This is a genomic window from Hoeflea ulvae (assembly GCF_026619435.1).
GTDB classification, from domain to species: Bacteria; Pseudomonadota; Alphaproteobacteria; order Rhizobiales; family Rhizobiaceae; genus Hoeflea; species Hoeflea ulvae.
In genome coordinates this window covers 1,931,575-1,951,077 of record NZ_JAOVZQ010000001.1, presented here as the reverse complement: position 1 = coordinate 1,951,077, position 19,503 = coordinate 1,931,575, and the positions used below count along the sequence as shown (strand labels likewise).

At 62.4% G+C, this 19,503-nt stretch carries 21 protein-coding genes; 8 read left to right on the top strand and 13 right to left on the bottom strand.

Features of this window, described 5'->3' with window-relative positions:
- Positions 1-8 precede the first annotated feature (8 nt).
- Complete coding sequence (locus tag OEG82_RS09105) at positions 9-632, top strand: GNAT family N-acetyltransferase (RefSeq protein WP_267612123.1); 624 nt, start codon at positions 9-11, stop codon at positions 630-632.
- The gene (locus OEG82_RS09100) at positions 629-3,559 is read left to right on the top strand and encodes an EAL domain-containing protein (protein WP_425497569.1); all 2,931 of its coding nucleotides are present in this window, start codon (positions 629-631) and stop codon (positions 3,557-3,559) included. Before OEG82_RS09105 ends, OEG82_RS09100 begins: the two co-directional genes overlap by 4 nt.
- Positions 3,560-3,577: 18 nt before the next feature.
- Here OEG82_RS09100 and OEG82_RS09095 read toward each other — a convergent pair whose 3' ends face one another.
- Positions 3,578-4,120 carry a YqgE/AlgH family protein gene (locus OEG82_RS09095; RefSeq protein ID WP_425497637.1) on the bottom strand — a complete coding sequence of 181 codons (543 nt, stop codon included), beginning with the start codon at positions 4,118-4,120 and terminating at the stop codon, positions 3,578-3,580.
- A gap of 231 nt (positions 4,121-4,351) precedes the next feature.
- Here OEG82_RS09095 and OEG82_RS09090 point away from each other — a divergent pair, with 231 nt between their 5' ends.
- On the top strand, positions 4,352-5,233 hold the full coding sequence (locus OEG82_RS09090; protein ID WP_267612121.1) for a protein-disulfide reductase DsbD domain-containing protein: 882 nt from the start codon (positions 4,352-4,354) through the stop codon (positions 5,231-5,233).
- A 163-nt stretch (positions 5,234-5,396) separates the two neighbouring features.
- Positions 5,397-5,882, top strand: a complete 486-nt coding sequence (locus OEG82_RS09085) for a peroxiredoxin (RefSeq protein WP_267612120.1) — start codon at positions 5,397-5,399, stop codon at positions 5,880-5,882.
- A gap of 21 nt (positions 5,883-5,903) precedes the next feature.
- Here OEG82_RS09085 and rnhA read toward each other — a convergent pair whose 3' ends face one another.
- From rnhA to coxB, 12 genes are all read right to left on the bottom strand, one after another.
- The gene (gene rnhA / locus OEG82_RS09080) at positions 5,904-6,368 is read right to left on the bottom strand and encodes a ribonuclease HI (RefSeq protein WP_267612119.1); all 465 of its coding nucleotides are present in this window, start codon (positions 6,366-6,368) and stop codon (positions 5,904-5,906) included.
- On the bottom strand, positions 6,365-7,345 hold the full coding sequence (locus OEG82_RS09075) for a homoserine kinase (RefSeq protein ID WP_267612117.1): 981 nt from the start codon (positions 7,343-7,345) through the stop codon (positions 6,365-6,367). The genes rnhA and OEG82_RS09075 overlap by 4 nt, the downstream gene beginning before the upstream one ends.
- A 2-nt stretch (positions 7,346-7,347) precedes the next feature.
- Positions 7,348-8,346 (bottom strand): 4-hydroxy-3-methylbut-2-enyl diphosphate reductase, encoded by a 999-nt coding sequence (gene ispH, locus OEG82_RS09070; RefSeq protein WP_267612116.1) that lies wholly within the window; start codon positions 8,344-8,346, stop codon positions 7,348-7,350.
- A 16-nt stretch (positions 8,347-8,362) separates the two neighbouring features.
- Complete coding sequence (locus OEG82_RS09065) at positions 8,363-8,734, bottom strand: DUF1304 domain-containing protein (protein ID WP_267612115.1); 372 nt, start codon at positions 8,732-8,734, stop codon at positions 8,363-8,365.
- A 62-nt stretch (positions 8,735-8,796) separates the two neighbouring features.
- Positions 8,797-9,549: an SURF1 family protein gene (locus OEG82_RS09060; protein WP_425497568.1), complete on the bottom strand. Its 753-nt coding sequence runs from the start codon at positions 9,547-9,549 to the stop codon at positions 8,797-8,799.
- Positions 9,536-9,919, bottom strand: a complete 384-nt coding sequence (locus OEG82_RS09055) for a DUF983 domain-containing protein (protein WP_267612114.1) — start codon at positions 9,917-9,919, stop codon at positions 9,536-9,538. The genes OEG82_RS09060 and OEG82_RS09055 overlap by 14 nt, the downstream gene beginning before the upstream one ends.
- Positions 9,920-10,014: 95 nt before the next feature.
- Positions 10,015-10,890, bottom strand: coding sequence for a cytochrome c oxidase subunit 3 (locus OEG82_RS09050; RefSeq protein ID WP_267612113.1), 876 nt, complete (start codon positions 10,888-10,890; stop codon positions 10,015-10,017).
- Positions 10,891-10,952: 62 nt separating this feature from the next.
- Complete coding sequence (locus OEG82_RS09045) at positions 10,953-11,561, bottom strand: cytochrome c oxidase assembly protein (RefSeq protein ID WP_267612112.1); 609 nt, start codon at positions 11,559-11,561, stop codon at positions 10,953-10,955.
- A 10-nt stretch (positions 11,562-11,571) separates the two neighbouring features.
- A complete protein-coding gene (locus tag OEG82_RS09040) occupies positions 11,572-11,721 on the bottom strand; it encodes a hypothetical protein (RefSeq protein ID WP_267612111.1) in 150 nt (49 codons plus the stop codon).
- A 2-nt stretch (positions 11,722-11,723) separates the two neighbouring features.
- Positions 11,724-12,671, bottom strand: coding sequence for a heme o synthase (locus tag OEG82_RS09035; protein WP_267612110.1), 948 nt, complete (start codon positions 12,669-12,671; stop codon positions 11,724-11,726).
- Between the two features lie 135 nt (positions 12,672-12,806).
- Positions 12,807-14,462, bottom strand: coding sequence for a cytochrome c oxidase subunit I (gene ctaD / locus OEG82_RS09030; protein ID WP_267612109.1), 1,656 nt, complete (start codon positions 14,460-14,462; stop codon positions 12,807-12,809).
- Between the two features lie 18 nt (positions 14,463-14,480).
- Positions 14,481-15,359, bottom strand: a complete 879-nt coding sequence (coxB, locus tag OEG82_RS09025) for a cytochrome c oxidase subunit II (RefSeq protein WP_267612108.1) — start codon at positions 15,357-15,359, stop codon at positions 14,481-14,483.
- Positions 15,360-15,706: 347 nt separating this feature from the next.
- Between coxB and OEG82_RS09020 the strand changes: the two genes are divergently transcribed.
- The 4 genes from OEG82_RS09020 to OEG82_RS09005 all read left to right on the top strand — a co-directional run bounded on the left by OEG82_RS09020 (position 15,707) and on the right by OEG82_RS09005 (position 19,002).
- Entirely contained in the window at positions 15,707-16,237 is a 531-nt protein-coding gene (locus OEG82_RS09020; protein WP_425497567.1) for an invasion associated locus B family protein, read from the top strand.
- A 257-nt stretch (positions 16,238-16,494) separates the two neighbouring features.
- Positions 16,495-17,910 carry a metalloprotease TldD gene (gene tldD / locus OEG82_RS09015; protein ID WP_267612107.1) on the top strand — a complete coding sequence of 472 codons (1,416 nt, stop codon included), beginning with the start codon at positions 16,495-16,497 and terminating at the stop codon, positions 17,908-17,910.
- A 146-nt stretch (positions 17,911-18,056) separates the two neighbouring features.
- The gene (locus tag OEG82_RS09010) at positions 18,057-18,446 is read left to right on the top strand and encodes a DUF302 domain-containing protein (RefSeq protein WP_267612105.1); all 390 of its coding nucleotides are present in this window, start codon (positions 18,057-18,059) and stop codon (positions 18,444-18,446) included.
- 100 nt (positions 18,447-18,546) lie between these two features.
- Positions 18,547-19,002, top strand: coding sequence for a CopD family protein (locus OEG82_RS09005; RefSeq protein ID WP_267612104.1), 456 nt, complete (start codon positions 18,547-18,549; stop codon positions 19,000-19,002).
- Positions 19,003-19,503: the final 501 nt, after the last annotated feature.

Sequence of the window (19,503 nt, the reverse complement as noted above, 5' to 3'; positions counted from 1 at the left end):
AGGCCGCCATGGCGCCTCCGGTATTCAGATTCCGCGGACGAGCCCAGGAAGAGTTTCGGATAGAGGGAGAGCGCACCTTTCTGCGCCATCCGCAGGCGGGAGACTTTGCCGAATGGAGCCAGCTTCGCGCGGCAAGCCGGGCGTTTCTCGAGCCATGGGAGCCGCGCTGGCCCGAGGACGACCTGACCCGCCCGGCCTTCCGCTACCGGATCCGCCGCTATGACGCCGATCGCGAGGCCGGTCTGGCGCTGCCGCTGTTTGTTTGCCAGAAGGCGAACGGGCGCCTGGTCGGCGGTGTCACACTGGGCACGATCCGGCGCGGCGCTGCGGAATGCTGCTCGCTGGGCTACTGGATGGGGCATCAATATGCCGGCAAGGGCCTGATGCATGACGCACTTAAATCCCTCCTTCCCCATGTGTTTGAACGGATGCGGTTGCACCGGATAGAGGCGGCCTGTATTCCCGACAATGCAAGGAGCCAGCGCCTCCTTGAAAATGTCGGTTTTCGGCGTGAGGGATATTTGAACGGCTACCTCAAAATCAACGGCGCCTGGCGTGATCACCTGCTTTACGCGCTGATAGCCGAGGATTGGCGAGTCGCACGGTCGAAAGGATCCGGTTCCGGCGGATGACATGCATATCCCGTTTCACCACCACCAGACGTCGCGGCGCTCTGGCCGCCTGCAGCGTGAAGACCCTGTGCGGTCTGGTTGTCGCCTGCGTGATGTTCGTGCTTGCGCCGATGGCGCAGGCCACCGAACCGGTCAAGATCAGCCGCGATGACACCGCCCTTGACCTGACCGCGACCACCGAGATCTACAAGCGGCGCGGAGAGGCCTTTCAGGTGTCGACGGCCGCCGGAGCGGACGGGATCGTCCGCCGCATCGAGGTCCGCGCCAGCTCGCCGCAGCATTCGGGCGACTGGGCGGTGTTTGCGCTGGCCAATGTCACCGATGAACAGATCGACCGGCTGATCGTGGCGCCGCATTTCCGGTTGGTCGGATCCGGCATCCTGTGGCCGGATCTGGGCTCCGCCCGCATTCTGGGGATCACCCCGAGCGAGGGCTTTGCCCTCGACAAGGTCGAAAGCAGCGAGGACGACGTCTTCCGCATCACGCTCAACCCGGGAACCGTGATCACCTTCGTCGCTGAACTGGCCGCACCCGATCTGCCGCAGATCTATCTGTGGGAGCCCGAGGCCTACAAGGACGCGGTCAACGCCTATACGCTCTATCGCGGCATCGTGCTCGGCATTGCCGGACTTCTGGCGGTGTTCCTGACCATCCTCTTCGTGGTCAAGGGCACCTCCATGCTTCCGGCGACTGCGGCACTGGCCTGGGCCGTGCTCGCCTATGTCTCGGTGGATTTCGGTTTCCTGTCCAAGCTGATCAGCGTCACCCCCGGCGACGAGCGGATCTGGCGCTCGGGCACCGAGGTGCTGCTGGCGACCGGGCTCGTGGTGTTCCTGTTCACCTATCTCAATCTCAACCGCTGGCACACCAACCTGTCCTATGTAACGGTCGCGTGGATCCTGGGCCTGGGCGGGCTGTTTGCCGTCGCCATCTATGATCCGCCGGTGGCCTCGGGCATTGCCCGGCTTTCCTTTGCGGCCACGGCCGTCGCCGGCGTGGCCCTGATCGCCTATCTCGGCTTTCACCGATATGACCGGGCGGTGATGCTGATCCCCACCTGGGCGCTGATCCTGTGCTGGCTCTTCGGTGCCTGGATGACGGTGACCGGGCAACTGGCCAACGATATCGTGCAGCCGGCGCTGGGCGGCGGTCTGGTGCTGATCGTGCTTTTGATGGGGTTCACGGTGATGCAGCACGCCTTTGCCGGCGGCGCCTATCACCAGGGCCTGTTTTCGGACATGGAGCGTCAGGCCATGGCGCTTGCCGGGTCCGGCGACACGGTCTGGGACTGGGATGTGACCCGCGATCGCGTCGTCACCTCGCCTGACCTGTCGCCGCAGCTGGGACTGTCGCCCGGCTCGCTGGCCGGACCGGCACGGCTCTGGCTGCCGCGGGTTCATGCCGATGACCGCGACCGCTTCCGCACCACGCTTGACGTGCTGCTCGAACACCGCAAGGGCCGGCTCAACCACCAGTTCCGCATGCGCGCCGAAGACGGGCATTACCACTGGATGGCGCTCAGGGCTCGGCCGGTGCTGGGCTCAAACGGCGAAGTCATCCGCTGCGTCGGCACCATCATCGACGTTACCGAGCAGAAGACCTCGGAAGACCGGCTGCTGCATGACGCGGTTCACGACAATCTGACCGGACTGCCCAACCGGCAATTGTTCGTCGACCGGCTCGAGACCATGATCAACATGGCCGAGCGCTACCCGGATGTGCGCCCGAGCGTGTTCATGATCGATCTCGACCGCTTCAAGCAGGTCAATGACAGGCTCGGAATGTCGGTGGGCGACACCATCCTGCTGGCGCTGACGCGGCGGCTGAAACGGCTGCTCAAGCCGCAGGACACGCTGGCACGCATTGCCGGCGACCAGTTCGGCCTGGTGCTGGTGTCCGAACAGGACGCCGTCAAGGTGGCGGCGCTGGCGGAAGCCATCTCCAAGGCGATTGCCGCCCCGATCGATTTTGCCGGACAGGACATCCGGCTGACCGCCTCCATCGGCGTGGTGACCTGGGTCGAAAACAACGCCATTCCCGACGATCTGATAAAGGACGCCGAACTGGCCATGTATCAGGCCAAGCGTTTTGGCGGCAACCGGATCGAACCGTTCCGGCCGGCCTTCAGGACCGTCGGCTCGGACCGCCAGCGGCTGGAAAGCGATCTGCGCCGGGCGCTGGAGCGGCGGGAACTCACACTGGTCTACCAGCCGATCGTCGAACTCAAGGATGCGGAGATTGCCGGCTTTGAAGCGCTGCTGCGCTGGGAGGACCCCAAGCGCGGCACCGTGCCGCCGTCCGAATTCATCCCCATCGCAGAAGCCTCCGACCTGATCCTCGAACTCGGCATGTATGCGCTCAAGCAATCGGCGGAAGACCTGGCGCGGTGGCAGGAAGCCGTCGGCGAAGTCGCGGGTTTCATGTCGGTGAATTTGTCGAGCGCGCAATTGCTCAAGAGCGACCTGTGCAACGACGTCATCAAGGCGATCTCGGCTTCGCGCTGCGACCCGAAGCGGTTCCGGCTGGAGCTGACCGAAACCCTGGTCATGCACAATCCGCAACAGGCGCTGATGACCCTGTCACGGCTGGCCGATGCCGGCATCGGCCTGACACTGGACGATTTCGGAACCGGCCATTCCTCGCTGGCCTATCTGACCCGCTTTCCGTTCAAGACGTTGAAGATCGACAGGTCTCTGGTCATCGACCAGTCCGACAAGGGCGGCGTGCTGATCCGGTCGATCGTCGATCTGGCCAAGAAACTGGACATGCAGGTGGTGGCCGAGGGCGTCAAATCCGAGGAAGATGCGATCAAGCTCTCCGAAATCGGCTGCGATTACGGGCAGAGCTTCCTGTTCGGCCCGCCGATCGGTTCGGATTCGGTTCTCAAGCTTCTCAAGGAACGGTTTCCGGTTTCCAAACCGAACTGACGGCCTAAGCCCGACCGGTTATGCGTGACCGGTCTGGGTCGAAAGCATCGCCGGCGCGATCCCCATGATGGCCAGCACCCGGTCATATTTGCCGGAATGGTCGGGATCGAAAACGATGTCCTCATGGGCCGGGCAGCTCAGCCAGGCATTGCATGACATCTCGTCCTCAAGCTGCCCCGGCGCCCAGCCGGCATAGCCCAGCAGCATGATGCCGCGGCGCGGCCCCAGTCCCTGGCTGATGGCGCGCAGAATATCCACCGTCGCGGTCAGGCACAGATCGTCATTGACCGGCATGGTCGACTGGCTCATGTAATCGTCCGAATGCAGCACGAAGCCGCGCCCGACATCGAGGGGGCCGCCGAACTGGATCGGAAAATCCGGAGCAGTATCGCCCTTGATCACCGGGCGCTTGTGCGACTGTTTCGGACTGTCGAGCTCGAGCCGCTCGACCAGTTCATGAAACCGGACCGGTTGCGGGCGATTGAGTATGAACCCCATGGCGCCCTCCTCGGAATGCGCGCACACGAAGATCACCGTGCGCTCAAAGCGCTCGTCCTCCATTCCCGGCATGGCGACAAGGAAATGCCCGTCCAGACATCCCCGCTCGCGCCGGGACAAATGGTCCTCGATCCCGAACATTGTTCAAGCCTAGCAAGTTTTGAGGTTTTGGGAAGGCTTTTGCGGCGCACCGGCCGTGCGCCTTTGCCGCAGCGCGGACCGGTCACGCAAATATGAGCGCGGGCCCGAAGGATTGAATGGATTTGGCCGGGCGGTTTCCGCTAGACTGACGCCATGCTCAAGTCTCTTTGCCGCCTTTCTCCACGCCGGGTTCTCTTGCTGATCGCCGCTCCTGTCACAGCCCTTGTGCTGGCGCTCTCGCCCGCGTCGGCGCTCGACAGCGGCTGGGCCGAGACCGAAGGCGGTCGCATGCGGCTGGTGATCGACCCGGCGGCCGACCAGGATGGCACCATCAGGGGCGTTCTCGACATCGATCTCGAGCCGGGCTGGAAAACCTATTGGCGTGACCCGGGCAGCGCCGGCATTCCGCCGATGCTCGATGCTTCCGCAAGCCGGAACGTGGTTCTTGAGACCATGCACTACCCGCCACCGGTGCGGGTCGACGACGGCTATGCGATCTGGGCCGGCTACACCGCGCCTGTGCGCTTCCCCCTGACCTTCCGGCGCACCGGATCGGGTCGGGTGCAGATCCGGGCCATGGCCTTTGTCGGCATATGCGAGAAAATCTGCGTTCCGTTCCAGGCCGATTTCACGGTCGATCTGGCGGAAGGCTCGGTTGCCGATGATGGAGCCCCGAGCATCGTCGCGGACGCCTTTGCGCGGCTTCCCGAGGCTCCCGGAGCGGATTTCAAGGTCGAGACGGCCCGGTTTGACGCCGAAAGCAAGAGTCTCGAAATAGCGGCAAGACTGCCCGGTTTCAGGCCATCCGGGGTGACACCGGACCTGTTTGTCGCCGGGCCGCAAGGCTTTGCCTTTGCGCCGCCGCAGCTTGTCAGTGACGAGGCAGGTCTTGCCACCTGGACCGTGCGGATCGAGGGGCTTCCGGAACCGGCGCCGGATGCAGGCGTCGCCGGTGAAAATCTCGATATCGTGGTGACACTTGGCCAACGCGCCATCGGGCTGAGCCTGCCGACAGGGCGCGCGCCGCTCAATTGAATTTGTCGCAACACTGGCGTCAAGATCCCCGCACGATGCCCGGCATCATGACTGCGGTGTTTTCCCGGCTGGCGCAAAAAATCCATTCCATCAAACCGCTTCCATTTCAGGATGAAGGGCTCTAAATCCTAGTCCTGAGTTTCAGCAAAGAGGGAGTGATGACGTGACAATTGCAATCGGGGACAAACTGCCGGAAGCCACCTTCAAGGAAAAGACCGAGGATGGCATGACGGAAACCAAGGTCAGCGATCTGTTCGCCGGCAAGAAGGTCGTGCTGTTTGCCGTACCCGGCGCCTTCACGCCGACCTGCCACCTCAATCATGTCCCGGGTTACATCGAGAACCGTGACGCGATTCTGGCCAAGGGTGTGGATGAAATCGCCGTGGTGTCGGTCAATGACGCCTTTGTCATGGGCGCCTGGGAAAAGGCCACCAACGGCACCGGCAAGCTGCGCTACCTGTCCGACTGGGACGCAAGCTTCACCAAGGCCATCGGCCTGGACGCCGATCTTTCCGCCGGCACGCTGGGCACGCGCTCGCAGCGCTATTCGATGATTGTCGAGGACGGCACCGTGACCGCGCTCAACATCGAGGACACACCGGGCAAGGCAGTCACCTCGGGTGCGGCCGCACTGCTCGATCAGCTCTGATATCCAGACGGATCAGACGACTTAAACGGCGCTCCTGCGGGGCGCCGTTTTGCTTTTGAAGGGCTCCATGCCCGCGCGCGCCAGTTCGTCGGCGCGTTCGTTCTCGGCATGACCGTCATGGCCCTTGACCCAGTGCCACTTGACCTTGTGGCGCTGATTGGCCTGGTCCAGCGCCTGCCAGAGTTCGGCGTTCTTGACCGGCTTCTTCGCCGCGGTCTTCCAGCCGTTTTTCTTCCAGCCGAAGATCCATTTGGATATGCCGTCCATGACATATTTGCTGTCGGTGTAAAGATCGACCTCGCAGGCGCTCTTGAGCGCGTTGAGCGCCGAGATCGCACCGAGCAGCTCCATGCGGTTGTTGGTGGTTTCAGCCTCGCCGCCGCAAAGTTCCTTCTGGGTCTCGCCGTGGCGCAGGATGGCGCCCCAGCCGCCGGGACCGGGATTGCCCGAGCAGGCGCCGTCGGTGAAAATCTCGATATGCTTCACTGGGTCAGGTCCTTGATGCGTAGTCCATATTCCGATGCCGAATCGATCTGGCGATGAAACCGCAGCTTGCGCATATATTCCAGCGGATCCTTCTTGACCACCAGCGCGCCCTCCGGTGTGGTCAGCCAGTCATGCAGCCGCGTGAGGAAGAACCGCAAGGCAGCACCCCGCGCCAGCAAGGGCAAGGCTTCCGCCTCCCCTGGCTCCAGCGGACGCACGCAGACATAGCCGTCGATCAGCGCCATGCCCTTGGTGAGATTGAATGCGCCATCAGGCTCGAAACACCAGGCATTGAGGCAGATGGCGATGTCATAGGCGAGGAAATCGTTGCAGGCGAAATAGAAATCGATCAGCCCCGACAGTCGGTCCTCGATGAAGAACACGTTGTCAGGAAACAGATCGGCATGGATCACGCCTTCCGGGAGCCCCGAGGGCCAGTCGCTTTCCAGGCTCGCCAGTTCCTGGTCGATCTCGTCCTTCAGTCCCGGCTGCACCTCGTCAGCGCGCGCCCGCGCGCCTTCCCACAACGGCCGCCAGTCAGCAACTGTCAGCCCGTTGGCGCGGCGGATCGCAAAATCGCTGCCGGCGACATGCATGGCGGCCAGCGCCTGTCCGACCTCGCGACAATGTTGCGGCTGCGGCTTGCGCAGCCAGGCGCCGTCGAGAAAGGAGACCATGGCTGCCGGCCGGCCGGCCAGTTCGCTGAGATGGCCGCCATCGCGCCGCACGATCGGCAGAGGGCAGCTCAGTCCCTTCAACGCCAGATGGTCCATCAGCCCGATGAAAAACGGCAGATCGTCGCGATTGACCCGTTTCTCGTAAAGCGTGAGGATGAAGGTGCCGCCGGTGGTGCGCAGCAGGAAGTTGGAATTTTCCACCCCTTCCGCAATGCCCTTGTAGGACAGCAAGGTGCCGACATCATATTCTGCGAGGAAGGCGCGAAGCTGCTCCTCGTTGACATCCGTGTAGACGGCCATGTTCAGCGCGCTCCGTTGACAAAGGCCATATCGGCGGGGGTCAGTTCAACATCGCGCAATTCGCGGTTGACCAGAAAATTCTCGGTTTCCTGCACGGTCTCGGCCAATTCGATGGTGGCGTCAAACCGCGCCTTGAAGGCGTCGATGATCTCGGCGACGACGACTTCCGGCGCCGAAGCACCGGCCGACAAGCCGAGCAGGCCTATATCGCCGATCTCGTCCCAGTCGATCTCGTGGGCGCGCTGCAGCAGGATGGATTTCCTGGCGCCGGCCTTGAGCGCCACTTCGACCAGACGCTTGGAATTGGACGAGTTGGGCGCACCGACAACCACGAACAGATCGCAGCCCGGTGCTGCCTGCTTGACCGCATCCTGCCGGTTGGTGGTGGCGTAGCAGATCGATTCCGCCGCAGGTGCGGTGATCAGTGGGAATTTTGCATGAAGCCGGGCAATCACATCCGCCGTGTCATCGACGGAGAGCGTCGTCTGGGTAACAAAGCCGAGCGCGGTCGGGTCGGCGGGTTCGAACGCATCGACATCGGCCACGGTTTCCACAAGCGTCACGGCACCGGGCGGCAATTGTCCCATGGTGCCGATCACCTCGGGATGGCCCCTGTGGCCGATCAGCACGACATGGCGCCCCAGCCGCTCGTGCCGCATCGCCTGCTTGTGGACCTTGGAGACCAGCGGACAGGTCGCGTCGAGATAGAACAGGTTGCGCGCTTCGGCATCGGCAGGCACCGATTTGGCCACGCCATGGGCCGAGAAGATCACCGGCTGGGCATGATGCTCGGCCGGGATTTCATCGAGCTCCTCGACGAAGATGGCGCCGAGCGCCTCGAGCCCTTCTACCACATAGCGGTTGTGCACGATCTCGTGGCGGACATAGACCGGCGCACCGTATTTCTTCAGCGCCAGCACCACGATCTGGATGGCGCGGTCAACCCCGGCGCAAAATCCGCGGGGGCCGCAAAGCCTGATTGTCAGGGGTGTTCGGGACATGAGCTCGTTCACGGTTTCAGCCGGCCAGCAGCACGGCGGCCAGGGCAATTGCCGCCGGAAGCGCCTGGATGACAAAGATCTTGCGCGATGCGGTTGCGCCACCATAGAGGCCGGCGACCAGCACGCAGGCGAGAAAAAACAGCTTGAGCTGAAAGGCAAATTCGGCATCGGGCTGAAGCAGCGACCAGATCAGCCCGGCGGCGAGAAAGCCGTTATAGAGCCCCTGGTTGGCGGCCAGCACCCTTGTCTGCTCTGCCTGCTGCGGCTTCATGCCGAAGGCCTTCATGCCGCGCGGCGTGGTCCACAGGAACATCTCCAGCACGAGGATATAGATGTGCAGAACAGCGATCAGCGCCACCAGAACCATAGCCAGACTTGCCACCTGCATTCCCCTGCTTTCCAAATCGAACACCGGGTTACCATGCCCGCGCCGGTCGACGCCAGCCGCGATCAGGATTTTCGCCTGATCCAGGCAAAAATGCTGACCGCCAGCAGGGCCAGCGCCAATCCGTACCAGGTCACCGCATATTGCAGGTGACTGTTGGGCAGGTCTATGACCGTGACCCCGCCCATCGGCAGTCCGCCCGGCACCGGCGTTGCATCGGCATCGAGGAAGAACGGCAGCACCTGGCCTGCGGGCAGACCAACGGAGGCCGCCATCCGGTCCAGATCCTTCCAGTAAAAGACATTATCGGCTTCATTGTTGTCGGGAACGATCGATGACGGCCGTTCGCTCAGCCGCTCGCGGGCGAGACCGGTGACCTGCTGATTGCCCGTGACCAGGCTTTGCGGCCGGCTTGCCGGTTCTTTCTGGTCATAGGGGACGAAGCCGCGATTGACGAACAGATAGCGGCCATCGTCAAGTTCGAGCGGCGTGTAGAGATAGAACCCGGACCGGCCCTTGAAGGTCGCGAAAAAGTGGCGCTCCCTGTCATGCAGGAACCGCCCCGAGGCGCGCGCCGTGCGGTAGTCGATCGGCTCGCCCGCGGCCATCGCCGCTTCGATGCCGGCCGGATCGAGCGGCTCGGCATGGCTGCGCTGTTCGATCGAGGCGATCAGCTGCTCTTTCCAGTAAAGCCGCTTGACCTGCCAGGTGCCGAGCGAGACCAGGACAGCGAGCGCGATCGGCAGCAGCACAAGCCCGACCCAGAACCGGGTGGCGCGGCGCGGCAATTTGGTGGAGGCCGGTTCAGTCACGGTCAATCTGGCCCTCTCCCGCCTTGTGGCGGTATTGCAGACCGATCATCAGTCCCTTCAGCGCCCGCAGCAGCGACAGCGACAGCACCGTTGCCAGCGGGATCCACAGGATCAGATGGACCCACAAGGCCGGGCTGTAATTGACCTCAAGCCACAGCGCCAGGCCGACGACGAAGAAGCCGATGATCAGCATGACGAAGACGGCAGGCCCCTCGCCGGCATCGGCGAAGCTGTAGTCCAGCCCGCAGACCTCGCATTTGGGTTTGACGTTGAGAAGACCGTTGAACAAGGCGCCCTCGCCGCATCGCGGGCAACGGCCGCGCAGGCCGACGGACAGCGTGTCAACAGGAGGATAATGCGCTTCGTCTTCGCTCATTGGTTTTGCCTTCATTCAGATTGTCGGCGCCGTACAAATGCACAGGGCGGCAGGTTTCCCCGCCGCCCTGTATAATAGCTTGCTTCAGCCGCTACCTAGCCGTGGTAGATCGGCGCACCCCAGGATGCCCAGACATAGATGGTGAAGAACAGGAACAGCCAGACCACGTCAACGAAGTGCCAGTACCAGGCCGCAGCTTCGAAACCGAAATGCTGCTTGGGGGTGAAGTCGCCCTTCATGGCGCGGATCAGGCAGACGATCAGGAAGATGGTTCCGACCAGCACGTGGAAACCGTGGAAGCCGGTGGCCATGAAGAAGGTCGCGCCGTAGATCGATTCCTTGAACGCAAAGGGTGCGTGCATGTATTCATAGGCCTGCACGAAGGAAAACAGCACGCCGAGAACCACGGTGAGCGCCAGGCCGTTGACCAGGCCCTTGCGGTCGCCATGCAGCAGCGCATGGTGCGCCCAGGTCACCGTCGTGCCGGACAGCAGCAGGATGATGGTGTTGTAGAGCGGCAGGTGCATCGGATCGAGAACCTCGATGCCCTCCGGCGGCCACTGGCCACCGGTGAAGGCAACGCGGGCAACCTGATGCGCCTCGTCGGCAAACAGGCTGGCGTCGAAGAATGCCCAGAACCAGGCAACGAAGAACATCACTTCGGAGGCGATGAACATGATCATGCCGTAGCGAAGGTGCAGAGCGACCACCTTGGTGTGGTGACCCTCATGCGCTTCCTTGATGGTGTCCGACCACCAGCCGAACATGGTGTAGAGCACGATGGCCAGGCCCACCAGGAACATGACCGGGTTGGCGATCGGCAGACCGAGGAGCGAGTCCGCGCCCTTGAGGCCCTGCATCCAGCCGATGCCGCCGAGCGCCATGACGAGCGCGCCGATGGATCCTGTCAGCGGCCATGGGCTGGGATCGATGATGTGGTAGTCGTGGTGTTTTTGATGTGCGTCGGCCATGTCAGTTTTCCCCGATGGTCATCATTCCCGCCCCGGACCACCCGTCCGGCGCATTGTTGCTCTTACAAGGTATTCTTGTCTTGCACCGGCTCGGCCACGGCTGCAACGGGTTTTTCCGGTGCATGCGGGAAGAAAGTGTAAGACAGCGTGATTGTGGTGACATCCTTGGCGTCCGGATCGTTGACGATTTCAGGGTCAACGAAGAAGACGACCGGCATGTTCATGACTTCACCGGGCGCCAGGGCGTTTTCGGTGAAGCAGAAACACTGGATCTTGTTGAAATAGGCGCCTGCCGACATCGGCGTGACGTTGAACGTCGCCTGGCCGTAGGTGGTCTGGTCGGACTTGTTCTCAGTCGTATAGGCGACCTGGATGGTCTCGCCGATCCTGAGTTCGACCTCGCGATCGTCCGGCTTGAAATCCCGGGGCAGGCCCGCGGCGACATTGGCGTCGAACCGGACCCGGATCTTGCGATCGAGGATGGTGTCGGACATCTGCTCGACGCGCTGTGTCGTGCCGCCATAGCCGGTGACCTGGCAAAACAGCTGATACAGCGGAACCGCAGCATAGCTGACGCCGACCATCGAAACCACGAAGGCAGCGCAAGCGATGACGATCCGGCGGTTGGCGCCGGTCTTTGCCGTCTCTGGTTTGCCCTGTTGCGACGTCATCCCTTTATCCTCACATCGGCCGGTTCAAGATGCCGGGGCCGACCTTGATGATCGTCACCACGTAAAACAGCACCGCGAGGCAGGCCAGAACCACGCCAAGCGCGATCGAACGCGAGCGGCGTGCCTTCTTCTGCTTTTCGCTGAGTTCGATTTCATCCATGATCAAGCACCCATGCCGATGAATTTGGTGACGAGTGCATCGGCCAGCAAGGCCGAGAAAATGGCGAAGAGATAAAGCAGCGAATAGGCAAACAGCTTCTTTGCCGGAACCATCTTGGCGTCCCCGTCGGCCATGCGCCAGACCTGCACGGAATACCAGATGAAGGCCAGACCAAGGACTGCCGCGAAGACGCCATAGGCGATGCCGGCAAAGCCCATGATGGTCGGCACAACGCCGCTGATCGCCGTCAGCACCGCATAGAGCACGATCTGGTGCTTGGTGGTGCGTTCGCCCGACACATTGGGCAGCATCGGAATGCCGGCGCGCCCGTAGTCATCCGACTTGAACAGCGCCAGCGCCCAGAAATGCGCAGGCGTCCAGAGGAAGATGATGGCAAACAGCGCGATGCTTTCCAGCGAGATCGAATTGGTCACGCAGGCCCAGCCGATCATCGGCGGAAAGGCGCCTGCAGCACCGCCGATGACGATGTTCTGCGGCGTCGAGCGCTTGAGCCACATCGTGTAGACCACGGCGTAGAAAAAGATGGTGAAGGCCAGCAGACCGGCCGACAGCAGATTGACCATCAGGCCAAGGGTGGCCACCGAAAACACCGACAGGAACAGGCCGAAGGCGAGCGTGGTGTCGGCGGAAATCCGCCCAGCGGGAACCGGCCGCTTGGCGGTGCGGGCCATCAGGATGTCGATGTCGGCATCATACCACATGTTGAGCGCGCCCGATGCGCCGGCGCCCACGGCGATCGACAGGATCGCGATGAAGCCGATCACCGGATGGATCTCGCCCGGCGCCATGAGCAGACCGACCAGGGCCGTGAAGACGACCAGCGACATCACCCGCGGCTTGAGCAGGGCGAAGAAATCGCCCGCATCGCCTTCCAGGATGTCCGCGGAAGCTGGTGCTGTCAGAGCCTCATGTTCGTTGGTCATTGCCATCGGCAATCTGCCTTTCTTTCATCTCCCGGTCCCCGGGCTTCCCACTGTCGGGACCCGAGTTTGGTGACCGGGGTTTTATGCGCCAGGCCGCCGGATGGTCCCGGCGGCCTGGAAATTGTCGCTGATTGCGCTGTCTTACTTGATGCGCGGCAGCTTTTCCCACTGGTGATATGGCGGAGGCGAAGACAACTGCCATTCCAGCGTCGTTGCGCCCTCACCCCACGGGTTGTCGCCGGCGATGCGCTTCTTGCCGAAGGCTTCCCAGACGCCATAGAGGAAGACCAGAACGCCGATACCGGAAATGTAGGAGCCGTAGGACGACACCGCGTTCCAGCCTGCAAAGGCATCCGGATAGTCGATGTAACGGCGCGGCATGCCGGCCAGGCCGAGGAAGTGCTGCGGGAAGAACACCAGGTTGACGCCGACGAAGGTGACCCAGAAATGGACCCGCGCGATCGTCGGATTGTACATGTAGCCGAACATCTTCGGGAACCAGTAGTACCAGCCGGCGAAGATGGCGAACACGGCGCCGAGCGAGAGCACGTAGTGGAAGTGGGCAACCACGTAATAGGTGTCGTGCATGGCCCGGTCGAGACCGGCATTTGCGAGCTGGACACCGGTCACGCCGCCAACGGTGAACAGGAAGATGAAGCCGATCGCCCAGAGCATCGGGGTGCGGAAGGTGATCGACCCGCCCCACATCGTTGCAATCCAGGAGAAGATCTTCACACCTGTCGGAACCGCGATCACCATGGTGGCAAACACGAAGTAGCGTTGCGTGTTGAGTGACAGGCCGACCGTGTACATGTGGTGCGCCCACACGATGAAGCCGACGGCGCCAATCGCAACCATGGCATAGGCCATGCCGAGATAACCGAACACAGGCTTGCGCGAGAAGGTCGAGATGATGTGGCTGATGATGCCGAAGCCCGGCAGGATCAGAATGTAGACTTCCGGGTGACCGAAGAACCAGAACAGGTGCTGGAACAGGATCGGGTCGCCGCCGCCATCAGGCGAGAAGAAGGCGGTGTCGAAGTTGCGGTCAGTCAGCAGCATGGTGATGCCGCCTGCCAGAACCGGCAGCGAGAGCAACAGCAGGAATGCGGTGATCAGCACCGACCAGGCAAACAACGGCATCTTGTGCAGGGTCATGCCCGGCGCACGCATGTTGAAGATGGTGGTGATGAAGTTGATCGCGCCGAGAATCGACGAGGCACCGGCAATGTGCAGCGACAGGATGGCGAAATCCATGGCCGGACCAGGCTGGCCTGTCGTCGACAGCGGCGGATAGATGGTCCAGCCACCGCCGGTCCCGAACCCGCCTGCAGGGCCTTCGACGAACATCGAAAGCAGCAGCAGGATGAAGGCCGGAGGCAGAAGCCAGAACGAGATGTTGTTCATGCGCGGGAACGCCATGTCCGGCGCACCGATCATGATCGGGACCATCCAGTTGGCAAAGCCGCCGATCAGCGCCGGCATGACCATGAAAAAGATCATGATGAGGCCGTGCGCGGTGGTGAACACATTGTACATGTGCTTGCCGCCGTCGATGGCCGCGTCACCCTCATAGCCATAGACCATCGAGGCCAGGCCGTGGAAGATCTGGATACCTGGCTCCTGGAGTTCCATCCGCATGGCAATCGACAGGGCGCCACCGATGATGCCCGCCATGATGGCGAAGATCAGGTAGAGCGTGCCGATATCCTTGTGGTTGGTGGAATACATCCAGCGACGCACGAAGCCCTTGGGCTTGTGGTCATGATCGTCGTGAGCGACAGTTGAACCGGCCATTGGTCTCAGTCCCCTCTCTTAGTTCTTGACGTTGGCGGCGACATCGACCGACTTCGCGTCGGTCTCGATGGCGGCGAGCAAGTTGCGGTTGGCGGCATCGACATCATCCGCAGCGGCGGCGAGCCAGGTGTCGAATTGGCCTTGGTCAACAACGCGAATGGCGATCGGCATGTAGGCGTGGTCCTTGCCGCAAAGCTCGGAACACTGACCGTAATACAGGCCTTCGACTTCAGCCTTGAACCAGGTCTCGTTGAGACGTCCGGGAACCGCGTCGATCTTGACGCCGAAAGCCGGCATCGCGAAGGCGTGGAGCACATCGGCGGCAGTGACCAGCACGCGCACGGTCTTGCCGACCGGTACGACGAGTTCGTTGTCGACGGTGAGCAGGCGCGGATAGACCGCCAGGTCTTCCTTGCCGGCGTCGGCGCGGTCTTCGTCGCGCAGCAGCAGCGAATCGAAGGAGAGCGCGTCTTCGTCGTCCTGATACTCGTAACCCCAGTACCACTGATATCCGGTGGCCTTGACCGTGTAATCGGCTTCCGGCGGCGAATATTGCGCGGTCAGCAGATTGAAGGACGGGATCGCCAGTGCGAGCAGGATCACCACCGGGCCAAGCGTCCAGATCACTTCGATGAGCGAGTTGTGGCTGGTCTTGGAGGGAACCGGGTTGGCGCTGGCGCGGAATTTGACGATGACATAGAGCAGCAATGCCAGCACGAACAGCGTGATCGGCACGATGAACCAAAGTGTATAGGCCTCAAAACCGCGGATCTGCGTCATGATTCCTGTGGCGGCGGGCTGGAAGCCCATTTGCCAATCAACCGGCTGTGCGGCCAAAGCCGGGCTCGCGCCCAGCGAAACCAGCGCGGCAAGCCCTGCAGAAAGCTTGTTGGTCACGTTCAGTCTCCCTCGAGTATCGTACCGTCTGCGTGACCAGACGGAATCCCTCAATATGATCGGGGCTTCAAACCACAGAATGACACCGCTAGCAACAGCCGTCACGTGTTGATCATGCGGCATTTTTGCGCGGTGTTGCCGGAGTTGCCCGTTTGCAGGCCAATTCAGGCAGCCAATGGCCGCATCCGCCGGCCCGGCCGGCGGCAAAACCGGCTGCTCACAGGCCCAGATTGTGTTCAGGCCGTATTTTTGCCGTACAAAACAGGCGAGAGTGCAGGTGAAGGGTTTCATTTTGGCCCCGCCCATTTACAAAAAGCCTGATGATTCGGCCTTTACGTGGAGTTCAAATGGCATTTGCACCGAAATCGAACCCTGCCAGAGCAGCCTTTCTGGCCAGCCTGATGCTCGCGGCTCCCGTGGCGCTTGCAACCCAGGCAGCGGCCCAGCAGGCCGGCAAGGTCAAGTCCTCGCACGGGTCCTGGTCGATCGTCTGCGACACACCCGCCGGCGCGCCCGGCGAGCAATGCGCCCTGATGCAGAATGTCATCGCTGATGACCGGCCGGAAGTCGGACTTTCCGTGGTGGTGCTCAAGACCGCCGACCAACAGGCGCGAATCCTGCGGGTGCTGGCGCCGCTGGGCGTGCTGCTTCCCTCCGGCCTCGGGCTCAATGTCGACGGCAAGGATATCGGCCGGGCCTATTTCGTCCGCTGCTTCTCCGATGGCTGCTATGCCGAGGTGGTGCTCGACGAAACCCTGCTTACCACGCTGCGCGGCGGCACCACGGCAACCTTCATCGTGTTCCAGACACCCGAGGAAGGCATCGGTATCCCGGTCGATCTCTCGGGCTTCACCGAAGGCTACGCGGCACTGCCGTGATTTCAGTGCGCATGCAGGCACACCGGCCGTAACTGACTTTCAGGCGAGATCGGCGACACCATTCGCGCGCCTTCGGCACCCCTTGTGCCCGGCCAGCCCGCGGCCGGATCCCGGACAGATGGTTTCGCGCGTCACCCCTGCGCGGATGGCCGGCCGTTTCCGGGGATGAATTTCTCCGCCGGTTTGCGGGTCATGTTTCAATCGCTGCCCGATCACCTATATACAATCTCATGATCGCATCAGAATTGGACACAGCCATGCAGGACCCACTCGCCAGTCAGTTCGACGTATCGGAGGCCAAAGTGGAGCGGATCGTTGCCGACGCGCTTCGGGGCGCCGAGGATGGCGAGCTTTTCCTTGAATACGAAGAAACCGAATCGCTTCTGTTTGACAATGGCAAGCTGAAATCCGGCTCCTACTCGACCGACAAGGGTTTCGGGTTGCGCTCCGTGCTGGGCGAAACGTCGGGATATGCCCATGCCGGCGAATTCTCGGAAGCCGCGCTGATGCGCGCAGCCGACGCGGTCTCCGCTGTCACCCGTGGCGCGACCGGCACCTATTCCGAAGCGCCGCAGCGCACCAACAAGCTGCTTTACACCGCAGACAACCCGCTTGCCACGCCGGGGTTTGAGGACAAGGTCAAGCTGCTGCAGAGCATCGATCACTACCTGCGCAACAAGGACGAGCGCGTCCGCCAGGTCTCGGTGTCGGTCGGCGCCAACTGGCAGGTCGTCGAGATCCTGCGCGCCGACGGCCACCGGGTACGCGATGTGCGCCCGCTGACCCGGCTCAACATTTCCGTCGTCGCCGGCGTCGGCGACCGGCAGGAAACCGGCTCCTTCGGCATGGGCGGGCGCAAGCTGTTCGGCGACTTCCTGACCGATGAAAGCTGGCGCCATGGCGCGGACGAGGCCTTGCGGCAGGCGCTGGTCAATCTCGACGCCGTCCCTGCCCCGGCAGGCGCCATGGATGTGGTGCTTGGCGCAGGCTGGCCCGGGGTGATGCTGCACGAAGCCGTCGGCCATGGCCTGGAAGGCGATTTCAACCGCAAGAAGACCTCGGCCTTTGCCGGGCTTCTGGGCGAACGGGTGGCGTCAAAGGGCGTCACCGTGGTGGATGACGGCACCATCGAAGGACGCCGCGGATCGCTGTCTGTCGACGACGAGGGCACGCCGTCGGGCTACAATGTGCTGATCGAGGACGGCATCCTGGTGGGCTACATGCAGGACCGGCAGAACGCCCGGCTGATGGGCATGAAGGCCACCGGCAACGGACGGCGCCAGTCCTATGCGCATCAGCCGATGCCGCGGATGACCAACACCTACATGCTCTCGGGCGACAAGACCCCGGAAGAGATGATCGCCTCGGTGAAAAAGGGCCTCTATGCCGTATCCTTCGGCGGCGGCCAGGTCGACATCACCTCGGGCAAGTTCGTCTTCGGCTGCACCGAGGCCTATATGATCGAAAACGGCAAGATCGGCGCGCCGGTGACCGGCGCCATGCTGATCGGAAACGGTCCCGAAGCCATGCAGCGGATCTCGATGGTCGGCAATGATTCGGCACTCGACACCGGCATCGGCATGTGCGGCAAGGCCGGGCAGACCGTTCCGGTCGGCGTCGGCCAGCCGCATCTGCTGATGAACGCCATGACGGTCGGCGGCACCCAGACCTGATTTGTCGGCCCGGCCGGGACGGCAGTTGTAGTCCCGGCCCCTGCCCGGTGTGCATGGCCGCCGGCTTGCCCCGCCCGGCGCCTTGCGATTGCCACCTTCCGGTCTCACATAGTGCTCATCCTATATGAGACACAGGAGAGCAGACCATGAGCTACACGATCGACCGCATTTTCACTGGCGACAGTTTTGAGGCCGTCGTCGAGCGAACCCGCGCTGCACTTGCGGACAAGGGGTTCGGCGTGCTGACCGAAATCGACGTCAAGGCGACGATGAAGAAGAAGATCGACGCCGATATGGACAACTACCTCATTCTCGGCGCCTGCAATCCGGGCATGGCCCATCAAGCCATCGGGATCGAGCCGCGGGTCGGCGCCATGCTGCCCTGCAATGTCATCGTCCGGTCACTGCCCGATGGCGACGTCATGGTCAGCGCCATCGACCCCGTTGCGTCAATGCAGGCCATCCCCAACGAGACGCTGCATTCCGTCGCCGGCACTGTGCGCGACATGCTGAGCCAGGCCGTCGAGGCAATCTGATCGCACAGCGAGCGCTGTTTGGCCGTGCCCCGGCAACAATGATGCCGCTTGACCTGGCGGTCCGGACAGGGCTGATAGGCCTGACTGGGAGTTTCAGACAATGATGATGATCTTGTTAGCTGCACATGTGCTGTCGGCGGTGTTCTGGGTCGGCGGCATGGCCTTTGCCTATCTGGTGCTCAGGCCCGCAGCCGGGGCGCTGGACGCGCCGCAACGGCTGGGACTGTGGCGGCGGGTGTTTGCCACCTTCCTGCCCTGGGCCGGCGTTGCCGCGCTGGTGCTGATCCTCAGCGGCTACATGATGATGTTCGGGATCTACAAGAGCTCATCGAACGCGCCGGCCTATGTCCACATCATGGAAGGCCTCGGCCTGGTGATGCTGGTGATCTATCTCTATCTGGTGATGCGCCCCTGGCAGCGTTTCAAGAAGGCCGTCGACAGTGGCGCGACGGCCGATGCCGCCGCAGGCCTCGCCACCATCCGCAAGATCGTGGCAGTCAATCTGACCCTCGGAGTGCTGGTCATCACCGTCGCCACGGCAGGACGCTTCTGGTAGGCGGACTTCCGCGAGAACCACAAGCCTTTCAGCCTCAATCTGGCCAGGGGTGCGCCATGCCCAAGCGGCAGACCGCATCCAAACGCCCACGCACTTGCTTCCATTTCCCTTGATGCCCATCAAATCCTATCGTTGATCAGCCGGATTTGCCGGAAATCCGAAGACAACTGACAACACCCGAAAACAATTGAAAAAAGATGCGGCTCATGCAAATCTGTCGATCCGAAGAGTTCGTCTGGGGGAGTCAGATCAAATTTTGCGGGGGCACGCTGCGCGACCATTCTTGACCGCCTCTGCGGCCATGATGCTTCCGGCAGCTCGCTTCTACACCTGCCCGTTGCCACTTGTTTCATACATTGTCCGGCTCACCTCGTTTCTTCGAGCTGACCCTCTGCACCGTCACGGCAACAGCAAGGTACTTTTTCAGCCGGGCACTTCCCTGGCTGAAATGTTCAACAACAACCCGGCCCGAAACCACGCAAGGTTCAGGCCAGTTCTGCA

Excerpts from the sequence above, each read along its gene's own strand:
- OEG82_RS09105 (WP_267612123.1), top strand. The coding sequence starts at position 9 with ATGGCGCCTCCGGTATTCAGATTCCGCGGACGAGCCCAGGAAGAGTTT.
- OEG82_RS09100 (WP_425497569.1), top strand. The coding sequence starts at position 629 with ATGACATGCATATCCCGTTTCACCACCACCAGACGTCGCGGCGCTCTG.
- OEG82_RS09095 (WP_425497637.1), bottom strand. The coding sequence starts at position 4,120 with ATGGAGGACGAGCGCTTTGAGCGCACGGTGATCTTCGTGTGCGCGCAT.
- OEG82_RS09090 (WP_267612121.1), top strand. The coding sequence starts at position 4,352 with ATGCTCAAGTCTCTTTGCCGCCTTTCTCCACGCCGGGTTCTCTTGCTG.
- OEG82_RS09075 (WP_267612117.1), bottom strand. The coding sequence starts at position 7,345 with ATGGCCGTCTACACGGATGTCAACGAGGAGCAGCTTCGCGCCTTCCTC.
- ispH (WP_267612116.1), bottom strand. The coding sequence starts at position 8,346 with ATGTCCCGAACACCCCTGACAATCAGGCTTTGCGGCCCCCGCGGATTT.
- OEG82_RS09065 (WP_267612115.1), bottom strand. The coding sequence starts at position 8,734 with ATGCAGGTGGCAAGTCTGGCTATGGTTCTGGTGGCGCTGATCGCTGTT.
- OEG82_RS09055 (WP_267612114.1), bottom strand. The coding sequence starts at position 9,919 with ATGAGCGAAGACGAAGCGCATTATCCTCCTGTTGACACGCTGTCCGTC.
- OEG82_RS09050 (WP_267612113.1), bottom strand. The coding sequence starts at position 10,890 with ATGGCCGACGCACATCAAAAACACCACGACTACCACATCATCGATCCC.
- OEG82_RS09045 (WP_267612112.1), bottom strand. The coding sequence starts at position 11,561 with ATGACGTCGCAACAGGGCAAACCAGAGACGGCAAAGACCGGCGCCAAC.
- OEG82_RS09040 (WP_267612111.1), bottom strand. The coding sequence starts at position 11,721 with ATGGATGAAATCGAACTCAGCGAAAAGCAGAAGAAGGCACGCCGCTCG.
- OEG82_RS09035 (WP_267612110.1), bottom strand. The coding sequence starts at position 12,671 with ATGGCAATGACCAACGAACATGAGGCTCTGACAGCACCAGCTTCCGCG.
- ctaD (WP_267612109.1), bottom strand. The coding sequence starts at position 14,462 with ATGGCCGGTTCAACTGTCGCTCACGACGATCATGACCACAAGCCCAAG.
- OEG82_RS09020 (WP_425497567.1), top strand. The coding sequence starts at position 15,707 with ATGGCATTTGCACCGAAATCGAACCCTGCCAGAGCAGCCTTTCTGGCC.
- tldD (WP_267612107.1), top strand. The coding sequence starts at position 16,495 with ATGCAGGACCCACTCGCCAGTCAGTTCGACGTATCGGAGGCCAAAGTG.
- OEG82_RS09010 (WP_267612105.1), top strand. The coding sequence starts at position 18,057 with ATGAGCTACACGATCGACCGCATTTTCACTGGCGACAGTTTTGAGGCC.
- OEG82_RS09005 (WP_267612104.1), top strand. The coding sequence starts at position 18,547 with ATGATGATGATCTTGTTAGCTGCACATGTGCTGTCGGCGGTGTTCTGG.